The organism is Streptomyces sp. NPDC033221 (assembly GCF_055577005.1).
On sequence record NZ_JBVIQN010000016.1, the window covers coordinates 140,481 to 162,278 of the forward strand.

Below are 21,798 nucleotides of genomic sequence, written 5' to 3' on the forward strand. Positions count from 1 at the left end.
GATCGCCGTCGGTGCGCACGTCGTGGAGCCCGTGGCGCGCAAGGTGCTGGAGCCTGGTCCCACGGCGGGAACCATGGGACCTGCCGACCCGTACGGGACGCGGACGAGAGGACGCCGATGGACCACGCGACTCCGCACGCGGGCGGCCCGGTGCGTGTCCGGGACTTCGCCCCCGGGGACGTCGCTCCGCTGGTCGCCGCGTGGGGCCGGAGCGCCCCGTACGACCCCGTGACGCGGGAACGCTTCCGCCGGCAGGTGCTGCTCGACCCGAACTTCGATCCGGCGGGTCTGCGCGTCGCCGTGCGGGACGGCGCGGTGGCCGGGGCCGCGTACGGGGTGCGCCGCCTGGTTCCGGTGGCCGGGGACGACCTGGAGCCGGAGCAGGGCTGGATTCCGTTCTTCTTCGTGGACCCGGCCGTCCGCCGGGGCGGACTCGGGCGGCGGCTGCTCACCGACGTGCTCGACCGGCTCGCCGGGCTCGGCCGTACCCGGGTGGACTTCGCCTCGTACACACCGCACTACTTCCTGCCCGGCCTGGACCGGGACGCCTATCCGGACGCCGCCCGGCTGCTGGCGGAGCTGGACTTCCGGCCGCGTGCCGAAGCCGTGGCGATGGACCGCGCCCTGGCCGGCCACCGGATGCCCGACGCGGTACGGGAGCGGGCCGCCGCGCTGGCCGCCGAGGGCTACCGCTTCGGCACGCCGCGGGACGACGACCTGGTGGGGCTGCTGCGGCTGGCCGGGGACGAGTTCGGTCCCGACTGGCCGCAGACGATCCGCCGGGCGCTGGACGGCGGGGCGCCCATGGACCGCGTCGTGACGGCGCACGATCCGGCGGGCCGGGTCGCGGGCTGGGCGATGCACGGGGCGTACGAGGGGCTGACCGAGCGGTTCGGGCCGTTCGGGGTGCGGGCGGATCAGCGCGGCACCGGGCTGGGCAAGGTACTGCTGCACCTGACGCTGGAGCGGATGCGGGCGGCGGGCGCGCACGGGGCATGGTTCCTGTGGACGGGCGAGCGGAGTCCGGCCGGGCGGCTGTACAGGTCGGCGGGGTTCGTGACGACCCGTACGTTCCAGGTCTTACGGCGGGAGGTACGGCCATGAGGCGGCGCCGGGTACTGGCGGGGCTGGCGGGAGCGGCGGTGACCGCGGCGGGCTGCGGCGCCCCCGGCCGGAGCGGCAGCGGCCGCCCCGGCGACCCGGTGGTGCTCACCCTTCTGTCGCACTACGCGACGGAGCCGCTGAAGTCGGCACTGCAACGGGCGGTCGACGCCTGGAACGCCGGGCACGACCGGGTGCACGTACGGACGACGGCGGTCCGTTTCCAGGATCTGCTGACCACCCTGATGGTCCGGCAGGCCGCCGGGCAGGGCGCGGACATCATCCACCCGTACAGCCTGTGGGCCGGGCAGCTGGCGCAGGCCGGGGTGATCCGCCCGGCGCCGCCCGAGGACGCGGCCCGGATCGGGCGCGGCTTCGCCCGGCCGGCGGTCCGGGCGGCCTCGGTGGACGGCCGGATCATGGGCTACCCCACGGAGGTGCAGTCGTACGCGCTGTACTGCAACGAGCGGCTGCTGCGCGCGGCCGGGGCGGACGGGCCGCCGCGCACCTGGCGGGAGCTGGAGGAGACCGCGTACCGGACCGCGCGGCGGGACCGGCACGGCAACACGCTCGTGCAGGGCTTCGGGCTGTCGCGGACCGACGACTCGACCGTGGTGAACCAGACGCTGGCGCTGCTGGCCTCCCGTGGCGGATCGTTCCTCCACGCGGACGGCACGCACAGCGCCCTCGGCTCCCCCGCCGGCCGCGCCGTCTTCGCACTGGAGCGGCGGCTGATCGACCGGGGCGCCAGCGACCCCGGCATCGACCTGATGAAAGCTTTCCCCGCGGGCCGGGTGGCGATGGCGGTCAGCGGCGCCTGGTGGACCGGCAGCCTCAGGCAGACGATGGGCCGGGACTACCGCGATGTCACGGTGGCGCCGGTGCCGGGACTCGCACCCGGCAACCGGGGCACGGTCACCACCGGCTTCCTGCTCGGCGTCAACGCCCGGAGCCGGCATCCGCGCGAGGCGTGGGAGTTCCTGCGGTGGCTGAACGACACGGTGGTGCCGGCCGGGCCGGAGGCGGGCCGGGCCGCCGCGGTGCGCGCCACCCGGATGAGCGTCCTGCAGATGTCGGTCGGCACGATGACCGGCCGTACCCGCGACATGCGGGCGCTGCTGGCCGCCGGCGGCGACCCCAACCTCGGCCCGTTCGTCGACGCGCTGGACTACGCCACGCCGGAGCCGAACGGGCCGCGCGCGCAGAAGGCCAAGGCGCTGCTGCGCAAGAACATCGAGGAGCTGTGGACCGGCCGCCTCTCGCCGGACGGCGCCGTACGCAACGCCGTACACCAGGTCGACCAGGAACTCTCCCGCTGACCGTACGACCCGCGCCCCCACGGGCCCTCCCCGGCCCGTCCGTCCCGAAAGGCTGGTGCTGCATGGCGACAACGGTCGGAAGCACGGACGGAGACGGGGACAGGGACGGCGGGAGAGGCGGCACGACCGCCGGGGGCCGCGGCCACGAGGACGGCGGGCGCGGCGTCCGTACGGCGGAGAGCGGCGCCCGCGCCTCGGCGCACCGGCGCCGGCGCCGCCTTCGGCAGACCGTCATCGCCTACCTCTTCCTCACCCCCAGCCTGCTGTTCTTCACCGTCTTCCTCGTCCTGCCGCTGCTGTTCGCGGTGCTGCTGTCACTGTCCCGCTGGGCCGGCTTCGACCTCGCCGACATCCGGCCGGCGGGCACCGGCAACTTCGCCGCCCTCTTCGCCCGCGGCTCGTCCTTCCTGACGCCGGTCCTGAGCAACACGCTGCTGTACGCGCTGGGCACCGTGGTCCTGGCGCTGTCCGGCGCCGTCCTGGTCGCCCACTGCATCACCAACCTGCGCTTCCAGGGCCTGTGGCGCACGCTGTACTTCCTGCCGATCGTCACGACCGTGGTCGCGGTCGGCAACGTGTGGAAGTACATGTACGAGCCGGGCGGCCTGGTCAACGGCGTGCTCAACGCGCTCGGCCTGCGCTCCGTGGCCTTCCTCCAGGACCCGGCGACGGCGCTGCCCTCGATCGTGGTGGTCCAGGCGTGGGCCTCCCTCGGGTCCGCGATCCTGGTCCTCACCGCGGGCCTTAAGGCGATCCCCCGCTCCTACTACGAGGCGGCGGAGCTGGACGGGGCCGGGCAGTTCACCGTCTTCACCCGCATCACGCTGCCGCTGCTGCGGCCGTCCCTGCTGTTCGTGTGCGTGACCCAGTTCATCACCGGGCTCCAGTCGTTCGCGCTGATCATCGTGATGACCGGTGAGGGCGGGCCGGGCGACGCGGCCAATGTCGCCGCCCTGGAGATGTACCAGCGGGCGTTCAAGTACGGGGACTGGGGGGCGGCGAGCGCGGCGGCCCTGGTGCTGTTCGTGCTGATCCTGGTGATCACTCTGGCGCAGCTGTGGCTGTTCCGGCGGAAGGGAGCGGACGCGTGAGACGGCGCAGGCGCTTTCCGTGGCTGTCGTACCTGCTGGTGGGCGCGGGTGCGGTGGTGACGGTCGTACCGTTCCTGGACATGCTGCTGACCTCGTTCAAGGGGCCCGGCGAGTACGGCAGGCTCCCGTACCGCTTTCTGCCGGACGCCTTCGAGCTGGACAATTACCGGGAGGCGTTCGTCCGGCTGGACCTGCCGCTGCTGTTCCGCAACAGCGTCGTCGCCACCGCCGTGATCACCGGTTCGGTGCTGCTGACGTCCTCGCTGGCGGGCTACGCCCTGGCCAAGCTGCGCTTCCCCGGCCGCGACCTGATCTTCCGGCTGGTGCTCGCGACGATGATGTTCCCGCCGTTCGTCTTCTTCATCCCGCACTTCCTGATCCTCGTGCACTGGCCGCTGGCGGGCGGCAACGGCCTGCTCGGCGACGGCGGCGCGGGGCTGACGGTCAGCCTGGCCGCCCTGGTCATGCCGTTCCTGGTGTCCGGGTTCGGGATCTTCCTGATGCGGCAGTTCATCGTCTCGGTACCGGACGAGATGCTGGAGGCGGCCCGGATCGACGGCGCCGGGGAGTTCACGGTGTGGTGGCGCGTCGTCGTACCGCAGACCAGACCGGTGGCGGTGACGCTGGCCCTGCTCACCTTCGTGGGCGCCTGGAACGAGTACATCTGGGCCCTGCTGGTCTCCACCGCGAACCCGCGTCTGATGACGCTGCCGGTGGGCATCCAGACCCTGCAGAGTTACCTGGACCCCAACCGTATGGTGCCCGTCATGATGGCGGGGCTCATGCTGAGCGTGCTGCCGGTGCTGCTCCTGTTCCTCCTGCTGCAGAAGTACTACATCCGGGGCGTCATGCTCAGCGGCCTCACCTAGGACAGCACCCGGGAATCCGGCGTCAGGCGGCCGTGCCGCCCTGCTCCGCGAAGGTGAGCAGAGTCCTGACGTCGGGGGCGGCGACCCCCGGTAGCAGGTAGCGCCACAGGGTGACGATCCGCTGGTGCAGGTCGGCCCGGCCGGTGGAGATCTGTGACAGGAGCTGGGTGCCGGAGTACGAGCTGACCAGCACCCAGGCCAGGTCGTCCACGTCCACGTCCGGCAGCAGCTCGCCCCTGCTCCGGGCGGCGCGCAGCTGCCCGGCGAACTCCTGTACCCAGTACTGGTAGGGGGCGTCGTCCTGGACGCCGAACTCACCCTGCTCGATCGCCAGGCGCACCCCGGCCCGCAGCGCCGGGTTGGTCTGGAGCTCCGAGGCGAGGTAGAGCGTGATGTCGACCAGCCGCTGCAGGCCGTCCTCCCCGGGTGGCATCTCCAGCCCTTCGCCCTGCTCGATCATCACGGCATGTGCCAGGGCCTCCTTGGACGGGAAGTGGAAGTACATCCCGCCCTGGGTGACCCCCGCCCGCTTCATGATCTTGCTGACACTCGCGCCGCTGAATCCGAACTCGTCGAACACCTCGGAAGCCGCCCGGAGAATAGCCTCCCGGGTCTTGACCGCCCGCTCCTGCACTGACCGCACCATTTCCCTCGGCAAACACGTGAATGGTACGAAGAAAACGCGAGCCCTGCCGCATCGGTACCGGCCCGGTCCACTATGTGGATCACTACGGGGGACCCCGGCCGGCCGCGGCCGGCGGCCCGGCGCCCGGTTCGCGCGGCCGTCCGGAACCGGCGGCACCGCGGTCCAACTGCGCAGGACGCGCAGACGGCCGCTCCGCGCGGCGGCCTCGGCCGCCGTCAACCGCCGTCCGTCACTGTCAGCCACCGAAAGCCGCTGACAGCACGAGCCAGGGCGTCATCGGTCACCGTCAGTCGCCGAGATCACCGCAGAGGTGATCCAGCGCGAAGGCCCCGGCCCGCTTCTGCGTCAGCCGTTCGGCCTCCAGCTGACGCAGCAGTCCCGTGAGGAGCCCGGCGTCCCGCGGGTCCTGGAGGAATTCCAGTACGGCCCGCTGGAACGCTCCCCGCAGGGTCGACGGCATGGCGTCGGACGCGTCGAAACAGAGCTTGTCCGCCGCCCGGAAGAGTGTGCGCACCTCGGTGGTGCTCGCCGACAGCCGTCCGCTGCCCGTGCTCCCGTCGGGGAACAGCGGCCGCTCCGCCGGTTTCGCCAGACCGGCCCATACGGCGCGGGCCGGACCCGAGACCAGTTCCCGCAGCAGGTCCCAGGCGGCGTCGCTCGGCCGGAAGACGGCTGCCATGTCGCCGGAGACCTCGAACGCCTTGAGGTCGGCGGGCAGTCCGGGGACGAAGGTGCGGGTGGGGGCGGGCAGCACATCGTCGCCGTAGTGCCGGCGGATGAAGGAGCCCTGGTGCTCCAGGGTGCACCGGCCGCTGTTCAGCAGCCCGTACCGGCCGCCGCCCAGGCTCTCGAACTCGGTGGATATCGCCTTCTCGGCCGCTCCGGGGCCGTCCTTCGCGAGCACGTCCCGCCACGCCTGCCAGGACCGCCGCACCTCGTCGCTGGTCCACGGCAGGCCGCCGGTGGCCCAGTCCTCGTACACGGCCGGGCCGTACTTCTGCAGCAGCAGGTCCTCGATCCAGTCCGTCCCCGGCCAGCCGGAGGTGGCGCCCGACGCCATGCCCAGGCACCAGCTGGGGTTCTCGGCCGCCTTGAGGTCGCCGGGACGGCTCCAGACGATGCTCTTCAGGTCCACCCGGACCGGCAGCCAGTACGAGTGCTGCTTCCGCTGCCCCGTCTCGTCCTCCAGCGTGATCCGCTGCGCCCACGGCCCGATCGCCGAGCCCGCCACGTCCTCCGGCAGCGCCTTGGCGTCGCCGTTTCGCGCGTACTCGGCCAGCTCGCCCAGACCGTTGAGGACCGCCACGTCGGGCGGTGTTTTCGTGCGCAGCTGGGCCGCCAGGGTCTCCCGCAGGGAGCGGGTGCCCTCGTACTCGTACGTCCGTCCCGTCCGCTCGCCGATCTCCCTGAGCATCTCGACGAACGGTCGCTCCTCCCCGTCCGTCCACGGTCCCAGGACCACCACCGTCCGGTCCTCCGCCGAGGAACAGCCCACCGGCAGCACAGCGGCCGTGACCAGCAGGCAGCAGGCCAGGGCGGGACGCAGCCACCGGCGCGCTCTTCTCATGCCTTCCCCCAGTCGATCTTCCAGTGCTCCCGGCCGTACCGGCGGAGCGTGAAGCCGCACGCCACGGCGCCCGCCGTACCGACGGCCAGGGCCAGCGCGGACGCCAGCTCCCAGCCGCCCGGGTGGGTGCCGCGCAGCTTCCCGGCCAGTGCGGCGTCCTCCCCCTCGATCGCGGCGTCCGGTCCGCGCGATGTGGCGGCCTCCTCCGTGCCGTCGCCGGACGGGCGGGGCACGGTGATCTGCCCGAGCCGGGACGCGGAGCGCTCCACGTCCCGCTGGGCCCGCTGCTGCGCGGCGACGCCGGACGACAGCACCACCGGCACCACCAGGACGGGCAGCGCGTACAGCACCAGCAGCGGACTGCGCACCCGCAGGCGGGCCCGTACGTAGTCGAGCAGGCCGACGAAGACGAAGACGAGGAGCAGCGCGGCCGGCAGCACGGCCGACGCCGTGACGGCGAGCGTGGTGCGCCGGTCCGACAGGTCGGCCACGGCGGTGCGCAGTTCCTTCTCCAGGCCGGTGATGCGGTGGAGTACAGCGGTCGGGCCGGTGCGCAGCAGGTCCGTCGCGTAGTCCATGCCCGCCCTGCGCAGCGGCCGGCTGGCGTGGTGGCTGCCGGCCCAGCCGATCCAGCCGTCGTAGGCGGTCACCAGGCCCGACACCACGCGGACCACCTGCTCCTGCGCCCTGCTCAGGGCCTGGGTCTGCACGGCATTGTTGAGGCTCTGCGACGCCTCGGTCACCAGCGACGGGTATCTCTCGCCGAGCCCGACGAGGCCGGTCTGCGGCAGGGGTCCGCGGTCGCCGGTGCCGAGCCGCTGCTCGGCCTCCTGCTGGGCGAGGGTCAGCGAGACCCGGGCGTGCGCCAGGTCGACCAGCGCGGGGGCGTACCGGTCGCGCAGCTCCTCCGTACGGCGGTGGACGTCGAAGTAGGCCGTCCCGGCGAGCGCGAGCACCGTGAACATGACGGCGGGCAGCATCACCATGCGGCTGAACAGGAACTTCCCGGTGGGCTTCAGCTCGCCCGCCGGGCCGCGGCCCGCCGACCAGCGCCACAGCGCCCGGATTGGACGCCGCCGTGCCCGGGGTGGCGCGGGCTGCGGGCCGGGCTTCTCCGGGCCCGGCCGGGGGCGGTCGTGGCGGTTCATCCCGGCCCCTCGGTGGCGGTGTCGCCGTGCGTCCGGAGGCTCCCGCCGTTCGCCCGGGCGCGCTTCCAGCGGTCCAGCCGGCGGGGGTACGGGTAGCCGCGCCGATGCCAGAAGCCGAAGGGGCGGGTGTGGGTGGAGTTGTCGAGCAGTGCCTGGGCCAGCAGCCGGTCACGGGCCCGTTCGGCGGGCGGCAGCTGGTCGAAGAGCCGCCGGTAGCAGGCGGCGAGTTCTTCCCGCAGTACGTGCTCCGTCGGCGGGGCGGAGATCTTCTCGGCCTGGATGTCGGGCTCCGCGCAGAGCGCGCCCAGCGGGCCGGGGTCCGCACCGGCGGGCGCGGCCGTGACGAGCAGGAGCAGCAGTTCCTGGAGGTCGGCGCGCAGCCGGTCCTGGGCGTGCCGGTCGGTCAGACCCTCCTTGCGGGTGAGCCGGTGCAGCGCCACCCAGGCCTGCCGGGCCGCGGCCACCGTGGGCGGGCCACCGTCGGCGGGCGGGGCGGCGAGGATGCGGACCATGGCCGTACGGGCGGCGGTGCGGTGCCGCGAGTCGGCGGGGACGGCTTCCAGGCAGTCGAGGGCGAGCTGCGGCTTGCCGGTGGCGAGGTGGATGCGGGCCAGGCCGAAGGCGGCGCCGCCGAGGGCGTGGTTGCGGTGCCAGACCGCTCCGTACAGGGCCACGGCCTCCTTGGGGTTGCCGCCGGCCTCGTGGCAGTAGCCGAGGGCCAGTTTCGGCGCGTACTCCCCCGGTATCGCTTCGTAGACCCGGTCGAAGCACTCCCGTGCCCCGGCCACCCGGTCGTGCACGAGGTGCAGCAGTCCCTCGTGCCAGTGCAGCCGCCAGTCGTACGCGGCGAGTTCCCCGACGGCGGTACGGGCCCGGGCCAGCTCGGCCCCGGCGGCGGCCCGTTCCGCGACGGCCTCCTCCGGGTGGTCGCGGGCGATCTCCAGGTGCAGCCGGCAGTGCAGCAGCGCCTTCTCCGGGGTCTCCTTCCACGCGTCGCTGAGCTGGAGCAGGCCGACCGGATCGTCGTAGGAGGTGCGGTGCAGTTCGGTCCAGTTGCCGTCGGCGACGCTCGGCCGCGGGACCGGCAGGCCGAGGGCGACCTCGGCGGGGTCCGGCGGACGTGCCGTCAGCGCCCGCTTGACGTTGCCGCCGTCCCGCCACTGGCCGAGCGGCGGAGCCTTGCCCAGTTCGCCGTCGAGGGCGGCGGAAGCCGGGGCGAACAGCGTCGAGGGTTCGAAGGCCGCCTCCTCGCCGAGCCGCAGGGAACGCAGCTCCCTCAGGACACCGCGCAGTTGGACGGACATCTCCCGGGCGTCGGCGAACCGCTCCTCCGGGAAGTCGGACGTGGCCCGGCCCAGCACACTCTGCAGCGACTGGGTGCCGAGCCCCGGAGGCGCTTCGGGCACCCGGGCGAGCAGTTCCTCCAGCACGGCCCCGGCGGCGTACAGGTCGGCCGCGACGGTCATGCCGGTGGAGCCGTGCAGTTCGGGCGCCGGGTAGGTGACAGGCCCCGAGGTGCCGATCGGGCGTACGCCGGCGACGTCGACGAGCTTGATGCCGGCGCCGCAGTGGATCACGTTCGTCAGGGAGAGGTCGCCGTAGACCAGCCCGCGCTCCTCGTGGAGATAGGTCAGCGCGTCCAGCACGAGCAGCCCGTAGGCCGCGATGAATTCGTACACCCGGTGGTCGTGGAAGGGCTCCACGCGCTTCTCGATCTGGTCGGCGACCCATTGCAGGGGCGCGCCGTCGGCGAACTCCATCACGATGAAGCTGAGGTTGTGATCCGAAGGCCCCGGTTCCCTGGCGTAGTTGAAGACCTTGATGATCGACGGGTGGTTGAGGCCGACCAGCCGCAGGCGCTCCCGCCCGGCGTTCTTCACCGCCTGCTCGTCATCGGGGTCGTGCACCCCTTTCAGAGCCACCGGCCGGTCGGCGAGCATCCGGTCGCGGGCGAGGTAGACCTGCCCGTAGCTGCCCTGGCCGAGGCGGCCGACGACCCGGTACTGCTGGTGCAGCTCCTGACCGCGGACGAGACCGTTCCGCCGCGCGGGGGCGGTCTGCGGTACGGCAACCGGCGGGTGGTCCGCGCCGGGCACCGGGTCGGAGCCGGGCATCGGGTCGGATCCAGGCGCCGGGTCGGAGCCGGGCGCCGCGGGCGGGGCCGGTCCCGGCGGTGGTTCCGGCTCGACGAGGGTGTCCGGGTCGCCGACGGTGACATGCGGCAGGTCGGTCAGCCCGGCACCCGGCGGGAGGACGACATAGCCTCGCGGAGCGGGCGGCCGGTCGAGGCGCCGCAAGGCGTCCTCGACGTCGATGCCGATACGGAACAGGTGGTACGCGGCGCTCGCGCTGTTGCCCAGGAGCCCGCCCTCGCGCAGCGCCGCCAGCCTGCCCGCGAGCCGCGGCTGCACCGGTACGTACCCGTCGTCGGCCGCCGCCCCGCCGGACCGCGGCCGTCGGCGCTGCCGCTCCAGACCCGCCAGTACGGTCAGCCGTGCGGCGACGGCCTTCTCATGACGGTCGGCCCACCGCTCGTCGAGGAGTTCGCCGACGACGCGGTCCAGCAGCGCCGAGCGCCGGTCCCGGAAGACGAGCAGGAGCCGGCTGTGGCCGCGCGCCAGCAGCGCGTGCAGCAGCGCCATGACCGGCTCGTCGGCGGACCGGGTCCGGTCGACGGAGAGGAAGGCGGCGGACAGGGGCGGCGCCTGCTCGGCGATCCGCGCGGTCAGGGCGCCGACGGTGTCGGCCGGTGGTGCCCGGTCGGGCAGGCCGGCCCGGGTCGCGGTACGACGGGCCAGCTTCTCCGCCGTCCAGCCCGTCGCGTCCAGGGCGAGGTCGATCGAGCCCGCCTGCGGCTTCGTGGCACCGCCGCGCCGCAACGGCCGCGGATTGCGCTCGCGGTCGGCGAGGATGAGCGCCGAGTGCAGGGCGGCCCGGGCGTCCTGGTCCTCGTCGGCGACGAAGGCCAGTTCCACGGGCTCCGCCACGCCGTCCGGGCGCCCCCGGTCGTCCGGGTGGCCACGCGCCGGGCCGGGCACGCCCCGGCCCGCGTCCGGATACGCCGGTGTCCCCCGCCACGCCGGGGCATGCCGGTCGGCGCCCGTACCGGCGCCTCTTCCGGTACCCGTGGCCCGGCCCGCCCCGGTCCCTCTGCCGGTGCCCCGGCCCGTGGCAGGGCCCGCGGCAGGGCCCCCGTCGCCGAGCCAGCGGGCGATCCAGCGGCGCAGCCCGAGCGCCCGGTCCGCGCCGGCCGCGCCGGTGACCAGCTGGATGGACCCGGACACGGCACGGGCCCCGGTGGCGCGGAGCCTGATCCGTTCGTCGGCCAGGTGCCCCAGGACCGTCTCGGTCGGGATCATGTACGCGTGGCTGGAGGGGACGGGGACCTGCACCGTGCCGTACTGGTGCACCAGGATGCCGATCACGCCGCCCGTACGGCTGTGCACGACCCCGCTGCCGCTGAAGCCGTGCCGGACCACGTAGGGCGCCGATTCCGGGTCGAGCTGCACCCACTCGGGACAGCGGCCCGGCCCGCCGCGCCCCATGAGCCGGGCGGAGATGTGCTCGCCGCCCGGCAGGTCCTTGGGATAGCCGACGGTGTGCACCCGCTCGCCCAGCGCCGGGATCTGCCGGTGCAGCACGGCGGGCTCCACCGGCGGCTCCTCGGCCAGCCTCAGCAGCGCGATGTCGGCGCTGAACTGCGCGGTGGGCGGCCGGAGATGGCGGACGAGCACCTGCGCCGCCACGGGCCGGGGCACCGCCGGGCGGGCGCCGGGGAATTCCGCGTACACACCGCCCAAGGGGACCGGCGGATCGGTGGGCCGGCCACCGGCCGCCGCCGGTCGGCGGGCGGCCAGGACGACATGGGCGCAGGTGAGCACCAGGCCGCCGGGCAGCAGGACGCCCGCGCCGAGCGGCGGGGCCTCCCGGCGCTCCCCCTGGAACAGCCGGACCCGCCAGCATCCGTCGCCTGAGTAGTAGTGGGAAGTTCCCCCGAGCTCCCTCATACTCCGGAACAATAGCTGCGGGGAGTGACAACCGCTCCCCTCCGTGTGACGAAAGGGCCGTGATGGGCGGGTTCGGCGGGCCGGGCGGACGGGGCGGGGACGAGGGCGCGGAGACCGCCGGGCTGGCCGACGTCATCGGCCGCATCCGCGAGGAGCTGGAAACGGCGCAGCGCGAGGGCGAGCGCAGCAGGCTCCGATTCCTGGTGGACCGCGTCAGCGTGGAGTTCGCCGTGCAGGTCCGCCGGGAGGGCTCGGGGAGGGGCGGTCTGCGGATCGGGGTGGTCACCGCGGAGGCCGGCGGGGCGCTGTCCCGCGAGAGCACCCACCGCATCGAGATCGAGCTGAAGCCGCACGACCGGGACGCGCCGCCGGAGGGGCCGGGCATCAGCGTGGGCGGGCCTTCGTAGCGGCGCCGCGCACCAGGGGCGGCCGCCCGCCGAGACCGGGGCTGAAGCCGATGTCGGTGCCGGTGCCGAAACCGCGCGCGGAGCCCCCGACAGGCCGGACCGTCACCGTACGTGGCGGTAATCCGGGCCCGCGCGCAACCCGTTCGCCAGCCTCCGCGTGCGGCGCGTCCGCCGCCGGGTGAGAGTCGTCTCAACATTCCCCCTCCCTGAGGAGAGACTCATGCGTCGCACCGCGATAACCGCCGTCGGCATCATCGCCGCCGGGTTCCTCGCCGCCACTCCCGCGGCAGCAGCCACCGCCGACGGTGGTGGCAAGCACCTTCACCACCACACCTACAAGCATCACCACGCCGCCTATGCGGAGGGCCTGAACGCGGGCGGGGCGGACGGCGTGAGCATCGGTGAGGCCGGCGCCTCCTCGTACACGAAGGTCAGCGATCTGAAGAAGCACAAGCACTTCTACCACCACTGGGTGCGCTGACCGCTCGCCGCCCGGTTCCACCACGTTCCCCGCCGCACCGGCCCGCAGCCCTTCGTCGCCCATCCGGCGCGAAGGGCTGCGCCGTGCGGCCGGGCACGCCGTCCGTCGACGGCGTGCCCGCACCACGTCCGGATCCGTGCCCGGCGGTCAGGCCGCGGCCCGGTACTCCTCCTCCGCGTTCCGGTCGACCTCGGCCCGCACGCGGGCCAGGGCCCGGCTGATCAGGCGCGAGACGTGCATCTGGGAAAGGCCCAGTTCGGCGGCGATGGCGCTCTGCGTCATGTCCTTGAAGAACCGCAGGTAGAGGATGCGGCGTTCCCGCTCGGGCAGCCGGGCCAGGGCGGGCCTGACCGCTTCGCGGTCCTCTATGAGCCCGAAGCGGCCGTCGGCCGAACCAAGGGTGTCCATGAGGGTGTAATCGTCGTTGTCGCCGCTGCGGTCCAGGGCCACGTCCAGCGACAGGGACCGGTAGGTCTCCAGCGCCTCCAGACCGAGCACCACGTCGTCCTCCGCGAGCCGGGCGTGCTCGGCGATCTGCGCGACGGTGGGTGACCGCCCGTCCAGGGTCGTACTCAGCTCACGTACGGCCTTGCGGACCTTGTTGCGCAGTTCCTGGGTGCGCCGGGGCACGTGCACGTCCCAGGTGTGGTCACGGAAGTGCCGCTTGAGTTCACCCGTGATGGTGGGGATGGCGAACTGCTCGAAGGCGTCGGCGCGCTCGGGGTCGAAGCGGTCGACCGCCTTGACCAGACCGAGGGCGGCGACCTGCTTGAGGTCGTCGAGCTGTTCCCCGCGCTCGCGCAGCCGCACGGCCTGGCGGTGTGCCAGCGGCAGCCAGGCGGTGATCACACGCTGGCGCAGCCGCTCCTTCTTGGGGCCGTCCGGCAGGGTGACGAGCAGCCGCATCTCCTCGGTGGTGTCGGGGTCGTCGTGACGGCGCCCGTGGCGGCGCGCGATCATGGTGGTGGCCATCGCCGGCTCTCCTTAGACGCTGGTGGGCGGTTCGCAGGCAGGTGAGTGGCCACTCACCGGAAGACGGCAGACTGGCCCCTCTGGGACGGGGTGCCTGCGGTTCCGAAGCACTGACGCTCTTGTGTCCCGGCGTCGGTGCCTCACACTCCGGGACCCGAATTTTTTCTCCCGGCTTCTTGCCCTTGGGGCAAGGGCGCGGGTAAGCGCCCCGCACGCCGGAACGGGGACCGGCGCGACGGGGGCAAGGGGCGGGCGACGGGCCCCTACAACTCCAGCACGACCCGCCCGAACACCGTCGTCGTCAGCCCGAAGAAGTCCGCGTGGACGAGCCGCCGGGCCACCGGGCGGGTGACGCCGTCGGCGGTGAGGGTGCCGGTGGCCGTCGTGCGGTCGGTGAAGTAGGTCTCGGACTCCTCGACGAGGAGGCGGTGGAGGCTGGGGGACGGGAACCGGCCGGGCGGCGGGGTCAGTTCACCGGTCCAGACGAAGCCGGTGCCGACGGGGGTGCAGGTCAGTTCGGCCGTGACGTCGGTCGCCGTCCAGTCCAGGTCGTTCCCGGAGCGGGCCCGCTGCTGCACGGTGACGGTGACGCGGCGGCTCGCCGCCATGCCCGCGCGTCCCGGACCGGCGAACTCGCCGGTGTCGTTGGCGGCGGCCGGGCCGCTCAGTTCGACGCTGATCCGGCCGTCGGCCGTCATCGCGGCGGTGACCGTGCGCCCGGGCATCAGCTGGACGAACTCCCCGGTGACGACCTTCGACAGGTGGAGGGGGTCGACGGCGTACGGCTGGTAGCGGGCGAACGCGGGCCGCAGGTAGGGGAAGTAGGCGGGACTGTCGGCGAGGTCGCCGAGGTCCACGTCGATGTCGCAGGCCCAGAGCCCCAGTTGCTCGTCGTACTCCGGCGCGTACGCGGCGACCGTGACCGCGGCGGGCGTGCCGCCGACGGTCTCGGCGAGCAGCCGGTCGGTGGCGGTGGCCGCGGCGTTCGGGAAGTTGGCGGGGCGCAGGCGCGGCAGGACGGAGTCGTCCGCCCAGACGGGGTCGATGCCGCAGCGGGTGACGAGTTCGGCGGGGAGCCTGCTGCCCGGGTCGAGGACGATGGCGAGGAGTTCGTCGTCCCCAGAGGTGAACCAGGGGCGGCGGAGGTGGACGCGTACCCCCGCGGTCCGGCGGGTCCTGGTCACCCGGCGCGCGTCGGTGTCCACCGTGCGTTCCCAGGTGAAGGTGGGGACGGTGTGGCTCACTTCGGGCGGCTCGGGGCGGCGGGTGGCCGGGACCGGCCAGCCGCGTCCGGCGGGGCCCGGGGAGGCGGCGCCCCGGCTGGTGATCAGTTCGGGCCGGTCGGTGATCGCCGGGTGGAAGTACTCACGGAAGCGGGTGGTCGCGGTCGGGGTGTAGGTGACGTTGCGGTGCCGGGTGTCGCGGAACTCGTGCCGTACGTCGCCGAAGGTGAAGGTGTCCCTGCGGGGGCTCGTGGTGAGGTCGCCCACGTGGTCGTAGCCGGTGACGCGGCGCGGCGCGGCTTCCTTGACGTCGTCGAGCCACTCCTCCCAGGTCGCGTCGAGGTCGATCCGGCCGGTGCTCGCGGCGTGCAGGGACAGGGTGCCGGTGACGAGGGCGGAGGTCTCCCCCGCCGTCCGCCGGAATCGCAGGTCCGCCAGGGCCGGCGGGGCCAGCGGCTTCTCGACGGCGTGCACGAGGGTGATGTCGGTCCACGGGGTGATCATCCAGTTCTCCCCGGCCGCCGACGCCGCCGTGAGTTCCCGCCGCTGCTCCGGGGTCAGGCGCAGCGGGTCGTTCCACAGGGGCGAGGCGGTCAGCAGCCGCCAGACGCGGAAGAGCGGGAGGTCCTCCTCCGCGATGCGGCAGCTCATGCGGACGGTCACGACTTCCGCCTTCGGTACGTACACGGTCAGGACACCGCCGATCGGCGGGTCCGGCGGGCGGTCTCCCTCCACGATGCGCAGGCGCAGCGGCCTGGCCTGGGGCCAGGTTCCGGTGAAGTCGTAGGTGCGGTGGGGCTGTGTGCCCGTGCCCGGCAGTCCGCGCAGCGCGATGCCACGCGCCGGGACGTCGGGCAGGTACGGCAGCGGGAGCCGTTCGGCGTCGTGGACGACGTACTCGCCCGTGTGCAGGCCGTCGCCGCGTGCCACGGGCAGTTCGGTCAGGGGCGAGGTGTCGTGCGGGCTGTGCTTGGCGACGTGGATCTCTCCGGCGGCCTTCAGGTCGCGGGTGATGCGCGGGTCCTCGGGGAGGCTGACCACCGTGTCGAGGTAGCTGCCCGCTTCGCGGGACGCCGCGGCGAAGTACTGGCGGCGCAGCGCTTCCGGTTTGCCGGGTCCGAAGGCGGCGTCGTACACACCGTGCTGCTCGGCCATCTGGAGCGAGGTCTTGGGCGGGCCGATGTGCCGTTCGTCGTAGGCGCGGTAGCGGCGGTCGAGGCCGTCGGCGGGTGAGTTCTTCCCGTGGTCGGGGACCTGCGGGTTGCGGAGGTCGGCCCATTCCCCGGGGGACAGCGGGCGTCCGGACGCGTCGACGGTGCTGCGGATGACCAGGTGCGGTTCCGACTCGCCTTCCAGGAACGGCCACCGGGGCACGATCACGGGCGGTGGTACGGGTTCCCAGCGGGCGTAGGTGACGGGTTCGGTGGCGGTGCCCTCCACGGCAGGTGCTCCGGGGCCGAGGCTGTTGCCCGCGAGGTCGACCAGGCGGGCGCGCATCCGGTACGTACGGCCGTAGCGCAGGGCGGGCAGCGTGCCGGGGGTGGGCCGGAAGGTGGCGGCGAGCGGGAAGCGGTCGGAGATCTCCGGGGCGGGTACCCGCGGCCGGTTGTCGGCGCCGAGGGTCCGGCCGGGCGGCGGTGCGGCCAGGCTCCAGCCGTGCCAGCCGAACAGCGCCTGGTGGACGTAGAGCTGGTGGTCGGCGGTGCGGTCGCGGGTGACGGCGGTCGCCTTGACGTGTCCTTCGTCGGGCGCGGCGGTGAGGGGGACGGCCGGGGCGCCCGGCCGCCTGATCGCGTACTCCCCCGTCCGCGCGCACAAGGGGTGCCAGGCGGTGACGCGCCCGGTGCGCCCGTCCGCCACGCCGACGTCGATCCGCAGGCCGCGTACGAGGTGTGCGGCGTCCAGGACCGCGGCGGCGACGGGCTGTCCGTCGGGGCCGACGCCCGCCGTGTGCCGTGCGTCGGCCTCCATCTGGTCGGCGAGGGCCCGGTCGCGGTCGTCGTGGACGACGGTGAGGCCGGCGCCGTGCAGGGCCGGTACGGCGGTGGGGTCCGGGGCGACGGCCGTGCCCGGTTCGCCCGTACCGCTGAGGTACTGGTCGATGACGCGGGAGAACTCGACGAACTTCATCGCCGCGCCGTCCAGGTCCAGGTCGGTGGTGTGCACGGTGTCGGCGCCCAGCTTGAGCATGCGGTGGCCGTGGAAGCCGTCGTCGGCGGCGTGCGGCTCGAAGCGCCGGCCGGGGACGTGGCGCAGTGCCGTCCAGGGACGCAGGGTGGCGTCGGTGTTCAGGTGTTCCTGTGCGGCCGTGAAGGTCACGCGGGCCTGCCACCGGTCGGCGAGCCCGGCCGGGGGTGTGACGAGCAGGTCGAGGGCGAGGCCGAAGCGGCGCAGGAGTTCGGGGTAATCGGCGAGGAGGGCGCATGCGGTGTGGAAGTCGAGGTCCGGCTTCTCCGGGGGCGGTTCGGCTTCGGGTGCAGCCGGGGACGGTACGGCCGCGGAGGCCGGCGGGCGTGGGGTCCTGTCGTAGAACCGGTACATCTCGGCGAGGCCGAGCAGCGCGCCGTCCTTCGTGTAGTCGCGCGCGGCGCGGTCGATGTGCCGGGGGCGGTAGGGGTTCGGGTCCGCGGTGGCGCCCTGCCGTCCGGCGCGCGCGGCGTCGATCAGGTCGTCGAGCCGCGGGTAACCGGTGCCGACCTGGCCGGCGAAGGCCCGGATGGTGCTGGTCAGTACGTCGGTGAGGTCGTGGCCCTCGGGGTGGTTCCAGTCGGCGGCCGGTCCCGGTGTCGCCAAGGGGCGCGCCGACGCGAGGTTCGGTTCACCGCCGCCCGTCGGCGGGTTCGCCCGGCGGCCTGCCGTCGCGCTCACCGCTGCCTCGTACAGCGCCGTGACCTGGTCGTGCACCGCCCCGGCGGGGAACGAACGCAGAACGGGGAGCTGTGCGGCGGCGGCCGCGAAGGCGCCGGTGGGCGCGTGGACTACCGTGTCGGGCTTGAACAGTCCACCCCACAGCGTGCTGTCGGCCGGCGGGAAGCGTCCGGTCTGGGCCGTGGTGGGGACGAGCACGCCCGGCCCGGTGGCGCCGGGCGCCAGGAACTCGATGTGCAGCGCGGGCGCGTACGTGCGCAGGGTCTCCGGCCAGTCCCGGAAGCGGCGGAAGGCGTCGAGGCGGGTGCCGCCGGTGAGGCGGGGGCTGACCAGCACCGTCAGCCGGAGCGTGCCGTCGGCGCCCGGGCCGTCGGGCAGTACGGTCCACCGGATCGTCTCGGGCATGGTTCAGCTCACTTCCGCGAAGGCGGTGCAGTACTCGGTGACGGGGTCGTGCCGGGCGCCGGTGACCGGGTCGGTGTAGGGCGCCATCATTTCGGCGAAGGTGGGCGGCCGGGGCGGCTCCTCGACGGCTCCCGCGAGCCGGGCAGGGGCGGGGCCGCCGCCCACGAAGCGCTTCTCGCACTCGATGGTGACCGACTGCGACCAGAAGCCGATGTGCACGCTGACGGAGATTCTGGCCCGCCCGTAGACGGTGCCGGTCGCGGTCTCGAAGGTGAGGTCGAGGTAGATTTCGATGGAGGCGGAGACGATGCCGAGGACGTCGACCTCGCCGCGGGCCCGGAAGTAACCGGTCAGCCGGGATTCGCCGGTCTGCAGTTCCAGCCGGAAGTAGATTCCCGCCATGACGGACAGACTGCCGCTGGCCACCCCGAAGTTGAGGGAGACGGCGGCACCGAATTCGAGGCCCGCCTCCAGGACGGCCACCCGCTGGGGCGTCAGCACGATGCCGAAGAAGCCGCCGCCGCCGAGCAGGGAGACGGTGAGCCGGAAGGGGGCCTGCCGGCTGCAGAAGGAGAAGCCGATCTCCAGTGACCTGCCGATGAAGGGCAGGTCGAGGTAGGCGTCCAGCCGCAGGTTCTCCAGGCTGAACACGCCGATGGCCAGGTTCGGCAGCGGCAGCCCGTACCGGGCGACGATGCCGGAGGGCGTGACCTGGATGCCGGGCGGGTCGCTGAAGCCGTCCACCGGGATGAGCTTGCGCAGCGTCTGGACGAAGGAGAGCGGGCCGATGAAGTCGACGCTCTTGAGGACGACGTCGATGTCGGGTTTGCGTCCGGCGCGCGCGACGAAGCGGACATGGGCGAAGCTCAGCCGCAGGGCGTTGAACTTCGGTACCAGGATCAGGGAGAAGTTCTCCAGGCTGCAGCTGATGTCGGCGCCGACGCTGAGGTCCCGGCGCAGGGAGCCCCGCAGGTCGACGACGAGGGACAGCCGCCCGCCGGCGTCCGGCAGGAAGACCGGCGAGCCGTCCAGGAGGACGGGCTGGATGTCCGGGTTCCACTCCAGGCGCGCGTTGAGGGTCTCCGGCAGCCGGAAGCCGCGGGCGGCCTGCTGTACGGCGTCGCGCAGCGCGATGACCTCTCCGGCGGCCCTGGTCCAGGTCGCGATCTGCTGCTGGACGCGGGTCAGCAGGGTCCGTACGCCCGGATCGGCCCCGGCGGGCAGGGTGTTCAGCAGGCTGGTCAGTGCGGCGGCGAAGGCGTTGAAGGCGTCGTCGACCTCCCGCATGGTGATCGGGCCGGTGCGGCCGGCGAGCCCCTGGGCGACGAAGTCGCCGACGACGGTGGCGAACTTCTCCGCCGTGTCGGCGACCTGGCGGGCGGCGGGCGGGTAGCGGTCGAGTTCATGGGCGAGCAGCTGCCGGGCGCGGCCGAGGTCGGAGAGGAAGCCGGTGACCGCGCTGACGGTCTCGGTGAAGAAGTTCGGCACCTTCAGCGCCTTGCCCAGCCCGTCCACGCCCTTGATCACCTCGGCCAGCGGGACCACGCCCAGCAAGCTCGGGCCGACCGCGTCGAGGACGTCCAGCGGGCGGAAGAACTCCTCCGGCCGGAAGGTCCCGTCGGCGATGAGGGCGAGCGGGTCCTGCCCGCCGACCGGCGGGACGCCGGAGACCGGGCCGGTCAGCCGGGACAGGCCGGAGACGATCATGCTGGGCGCGGCGAGGCCGCCGGACCGGTCGCGCTGCCGGTCGAAGTCCATCCGCAGCGGCTGGCCGGCCGGGGTGAGCAGGCTCAGGAAGACCTGTCCCGCGTTGGCCTTGCGCACCGGGCCGCCGACGGTGTCGAAGCCGGACAGGGCGTACCGCCGCGCATAGGCTACGGGCACGGTGGCGTCCGTGCCGCTCAGCCGGCCGACGGCGGGAACGGCGGCCTGCGCCCAGCGCAGTTGCGGCAGGAACTGGGCGTTCTTCGACACGGCCGGATCGCCCGGCGCGGGGTCGGCCAGGGCGGGCGGCGCGGCCATGCCCCACACCATCCGGGTCACGTCGAGCCGGGTGTCGTCGGGCCGGAGGCCGGGCGCGAGCGCCACCGACTGGCCGAGGAGGTCGGCGCTGGCCTCCGGCGGGTGCTCCACCGCCGCGACGGCGGCCGCGGCGGTCGGCGGGTCGCGGTCCAGCGCGTTGTACTCGGCGACGGCCGCGGCCAGGCCGGCGCCCGTGGCCAGGGTCTCGTCGAGGAAGAGCAGCGGCGTACGGAACTCCACCGTGTTCCCGCCGTGGTCGACCGCGGTGACCTTGAAGTGGAACGGCTGCTCGGCGGGGGTCGCGGGGAAGAATTTGCGCCGGTCGGCGGGCGGTACGAGGTTCGGTGTCTCCACGGTGTCGAGGCGCACGCTGGTGAAGGGGAACAGCACGTTCGCCAGGTCGCTCGTGGGTTCCGGGCCGGCGGGCAGCGCGGTCTTCGGGTCGTACGTCTTCAGCGGCTGCCGCACCACGACGAATTCGCGCTGGATCAGATAGGCGCCCCGCAAGTCGTCGAACTTCCGCTCGGTGACGCGGACATACACCGCCTTGTGCCCGAAGGGGCACAGGAACCCCTCCCGCATCACCCGGACGTAGTGATCGCGGCCCATGGCGGCGCGGTGGCGCCATTCGGAGAGCGAGACGCCGCGCGGCCGCTCCGGCCAGGTGCCGAGGCCGTCCAGCCAGCCGCCGGCCGTCGAGAGCATCAGCAGCCGTACGGCGACGGGTTGCGGAACGTACGGCGTGCCGTCGGGCCTGAGCAGGCCGGCGCCGGTGGTGAGGTCGACGATGACCCGCCGGTCGTCCGGGTCCAGCGCCTGCCGGAAGGCGTACGGCGCGCCGGGGTCGCCGCCGCGTTCCCGGTTCCAGACCGCGCGGACCGTCCCGGCGTCGAGCCGGGTGTGCCACAGTGCGACGCGGGCGCCGGGCCCGGGCGCCGGGATGCTGCCCCGGTGGATCCACTTCCCCTTCTGGGAGGGTGACAGATACAGCCGGTAGGGCAGTTCGATGCCGGTACGGGGGCGGGCCGGGTCGGCGAGCGGGTCCTGTGGCCCGGCCGCCACGGCAGGCGCCCGGAATCCCGTTCCCTCGGCCACCGCACCCGCCGCTTCCGCGAGGGCGCGCGAGGTCTCCTGGCCGTGGCGGGCGGTGAGTTCGGATGTCGTGCGCAGCAGCCGTACCAGGTGCATGGCGCGGGCCGCGGCGTCCAGGCCGTCCCGCGCCGGGGGCGGCGGGCGGAGTGTCAGGGCCGCGGGCGCCGGGGCCGGTTCGCGTGCGGCGTCCACGACCCGCAGCGGGAGCCTGCGCATGGCGTCGAGCAGCCCGTCCTCGGTGAACGGCACCGCGTCCCGCGGGCCGACCTCGAAGACGAGAACGCTCCGGCCGCTGATCATGGAGCCCACGGGCAGGTCACGGGGTTCCCCCGGCACTTCGTCGCTGAAGGCCTGCTCCACCGTGTGCTGCGGTCCGAAGGTGACGGCGATCCAGCCGTCCGCCTGCGCGTCGGCGCGGACCAGCCGCCGGTCCCCGCCGGTGCCTTCGACCGTCAGCCCGGCGAAGCCGAACGACAGGTCCAGCAGGTCGGTCCCGCGCAGCAGCCGCAGCGGTGCCGGAGTGCTCATGACGCCCCCTCGTCCCGCGCGTCGGCTGGGCTCTCCCCTCCGCACGCGCAGC

At 73.7% G+C, this 21,798-nt stretch carries 13 protein-coding genes; 6 read left to right on the forward strand and 7 right to left on the reverse strand.

Translation table 11 applies throughout. From position 1 onward, the window contains the following. Positions 1-117: 117 nt before the first annotated feature. The 4 genes from ACZ53K_RS22185 to ACZ53K_RS22200 all read left to right on the forward strand — a co-directional run bounded on the left by ACZ53K_RS22185 (position 118) and on the right by ACZ53K_RS22200 (position 4,380). Positions 118-1,104: a GNAT family N-acetyltransferase gene (locus ACZ53K_RS22185; protein ID WP_468839204.1), complete on the forward strand. Its 987-nt coding sequence runs from the start codon at positions 118-120 to the stop codon at positions 1,102-1,104. After that, a complete protein-coding gene (locus tag ACZ53K_RS22190) occupies positions 1,101-2,420 on the forward strand; it encodes an extracellular solute-binding protein (RefSeq protein ID WP_468839207.1) in 1,320 nt (439 codons plus the stop codon). The genes ACZ53K_RS22185 and ACZ53K_RS22190 overlap by 4 nt, the downstream gene beginning before the upstream one ends. Before the next feature lie 62 nt (positions 2,421-2,482). Further along, entirely contained in the window at positions 2,483-3,511 is a 1,029-nt protein-coding gene (locus ACZ53K_RS22195) for a carbohydrate ABC transporter permease (RefSeq protein ID WP_468839210.1), read from the forward strand. After that, positions 3,508-4,380 carry a carbohydrate ABC transporter permease gene (locus tag ACZ53K_RS22200; protein WP_468839212.1) on the forward strand — a complete coding sequence of 291 codons (873 nt, stop codon included), beginning with the start codon at positions 3,508-3,510 and terminating at the stop codon, positions 4,378-4,380. Before ACZ53K_RS22195 ends, ACZ53K_RS22200 begins: the two co-directional genes overlap by 4 nt. A gap of 22 nt (positions 4,381-4,402) precedes the next feature. On the opposite strand, the gene ACZ53K_RS22205 is transcribed toward ACZ53K_RS22200, so the two are convergent. The 4 genes from ACZ53K_RS22205 to ACZ53K_RS22220 all read right to left on the reverse strand — a co-directional run bounded on the left by ACZ53K_RS22205 (position 4,403) and on the right by ACZ53K_RS22220 (position 11,748). After that, positions 4,403-5,026: a ScbR family autoregulator-binding transcription factor gene (locus ACZ53K_RS22205; RefSeq protein ID WP_468839215.1), complete on the reverse strand. Its 624-nt coding sequence runs from the start codon at positions 5,024-5,026 to the stop codon at positions 4,403-4,405. Between the two features lie 286 nt (positions 5,027-5,312). Then, positions 5,313-6,593 (reverse strand): hypothetical protein, encoded by a 1,281-nt coding sequence (locus ACZ53K_RS22210; protein ID WP_468839218.1) that lies wholly within the window; start codon positions 6,591-6,593, stop codon positions 5,313-5,315. Next, positions 6,590-7,741, reverse strand: a complete 1,152-nt coding sequence (locus ACZ53K_RS22215; RefSeq protein ID WP_468839221.1) for a hypothetical protein — start codon at positions 7,739-7,741, stop codon at positions 6,590-6,592. Before ACZ53K_RS22215 ends, ACZ53K_RS22210 begins: the two co-directional genes overlap by 4 nt. Further along, positions 7,738-11,748 carry a tetratricopeptide repeat protein gene (locus ACZ53K_RS22220; RefSeq protein WP_468839224.1) on the reverse strand — a complete coding sequence of 1,337 codons (4,011 nt, stop codon included), beginning with the start codon at positions 11,746-11,748 and terminating at the stop codon, positions 7,738-7,740. The genes ACZ53K_RS22215 and ACZ53K_RS22220 overlap by 4 nt, the downstream gene beginning before the upstream one ends. A gap of 62 nt (positions 11,749-11,810) precedes the next feature. Between ACZ53K_RS22220 and ACZ53K_RS22225 the strand changes: the two genes are divergently transcribed. After that, positions 11,811-12,155: a trypco2 family protein gene (locus ACZ53K_RS22225; RefSeq protein ID WP_468839227.1), complete on the forward strand. Its 345-nt coding sequence runs from the start codon at positions 11,811-11,813 to the stop codon at positions 12,153-12,155. Between the two features lie 220 nt (positions 12,156-12,375). Next, positions 12,376-12,636, forward strand: coding sequence for a hypothetical protein (locus ACZ53K_RS22230; RefSeq protein ID WP_468839229.1), 261 nt, complete (start codon positions 12,376-12,378; stop codon positions 12,634-12,636). A 147-nt stretch (positions 12,637-12,783) separates the two neighbouring features. Here the strand turns inward: ACZ53K_RS22230 and ACZ53K_RS22235 are convergent, their stop codons facing one another. The 3 genes from ACZ53K_RS22235 to ACZ53K_RS22245 form a co-directional block, all read right to left on the reverse strand. Further along, on the reverse strand, positions 12,784-13,608 hold the full coding sequence (locus ACZ53K_RS22235; protein WP_468839232.1) for a SigB/SigF/SigG family RNA polymerase sigma factor: 825 nt from the start codon (positions 13,606-13,608) through the stop codon (positions 12,784-12,786). Positions 13,609-13,871: 263 nt separating this feature from the next. Next, positions 13,872-18,104 (reverse strand): hypothetical protein, encoded by a 4,233-nt coding sequence (locus ACZ53K_RS22240; protein ID WP_468839235.1) that lies wholly within the window; start codon positions 18,102-18,104, stop codon positions 13,872-13,874. A 3-nt stretch (positions 18,105-18,107) separates the two neighbouring features. After that, the gene (locus ACZ53K_RS22245; RefSeq protein WP_468839238.1) at positions 18,108-21,746 is read right to left on the reverse strand and encodes a hypothetical protein; all 3,639 of its coding nucleotides are present in this window, start codon (positions 21,744-21,746) and stop codon (positions 18,108-18,110) included. Positions 21,747-21,798 lie beyond the last annotated feature (52 nt).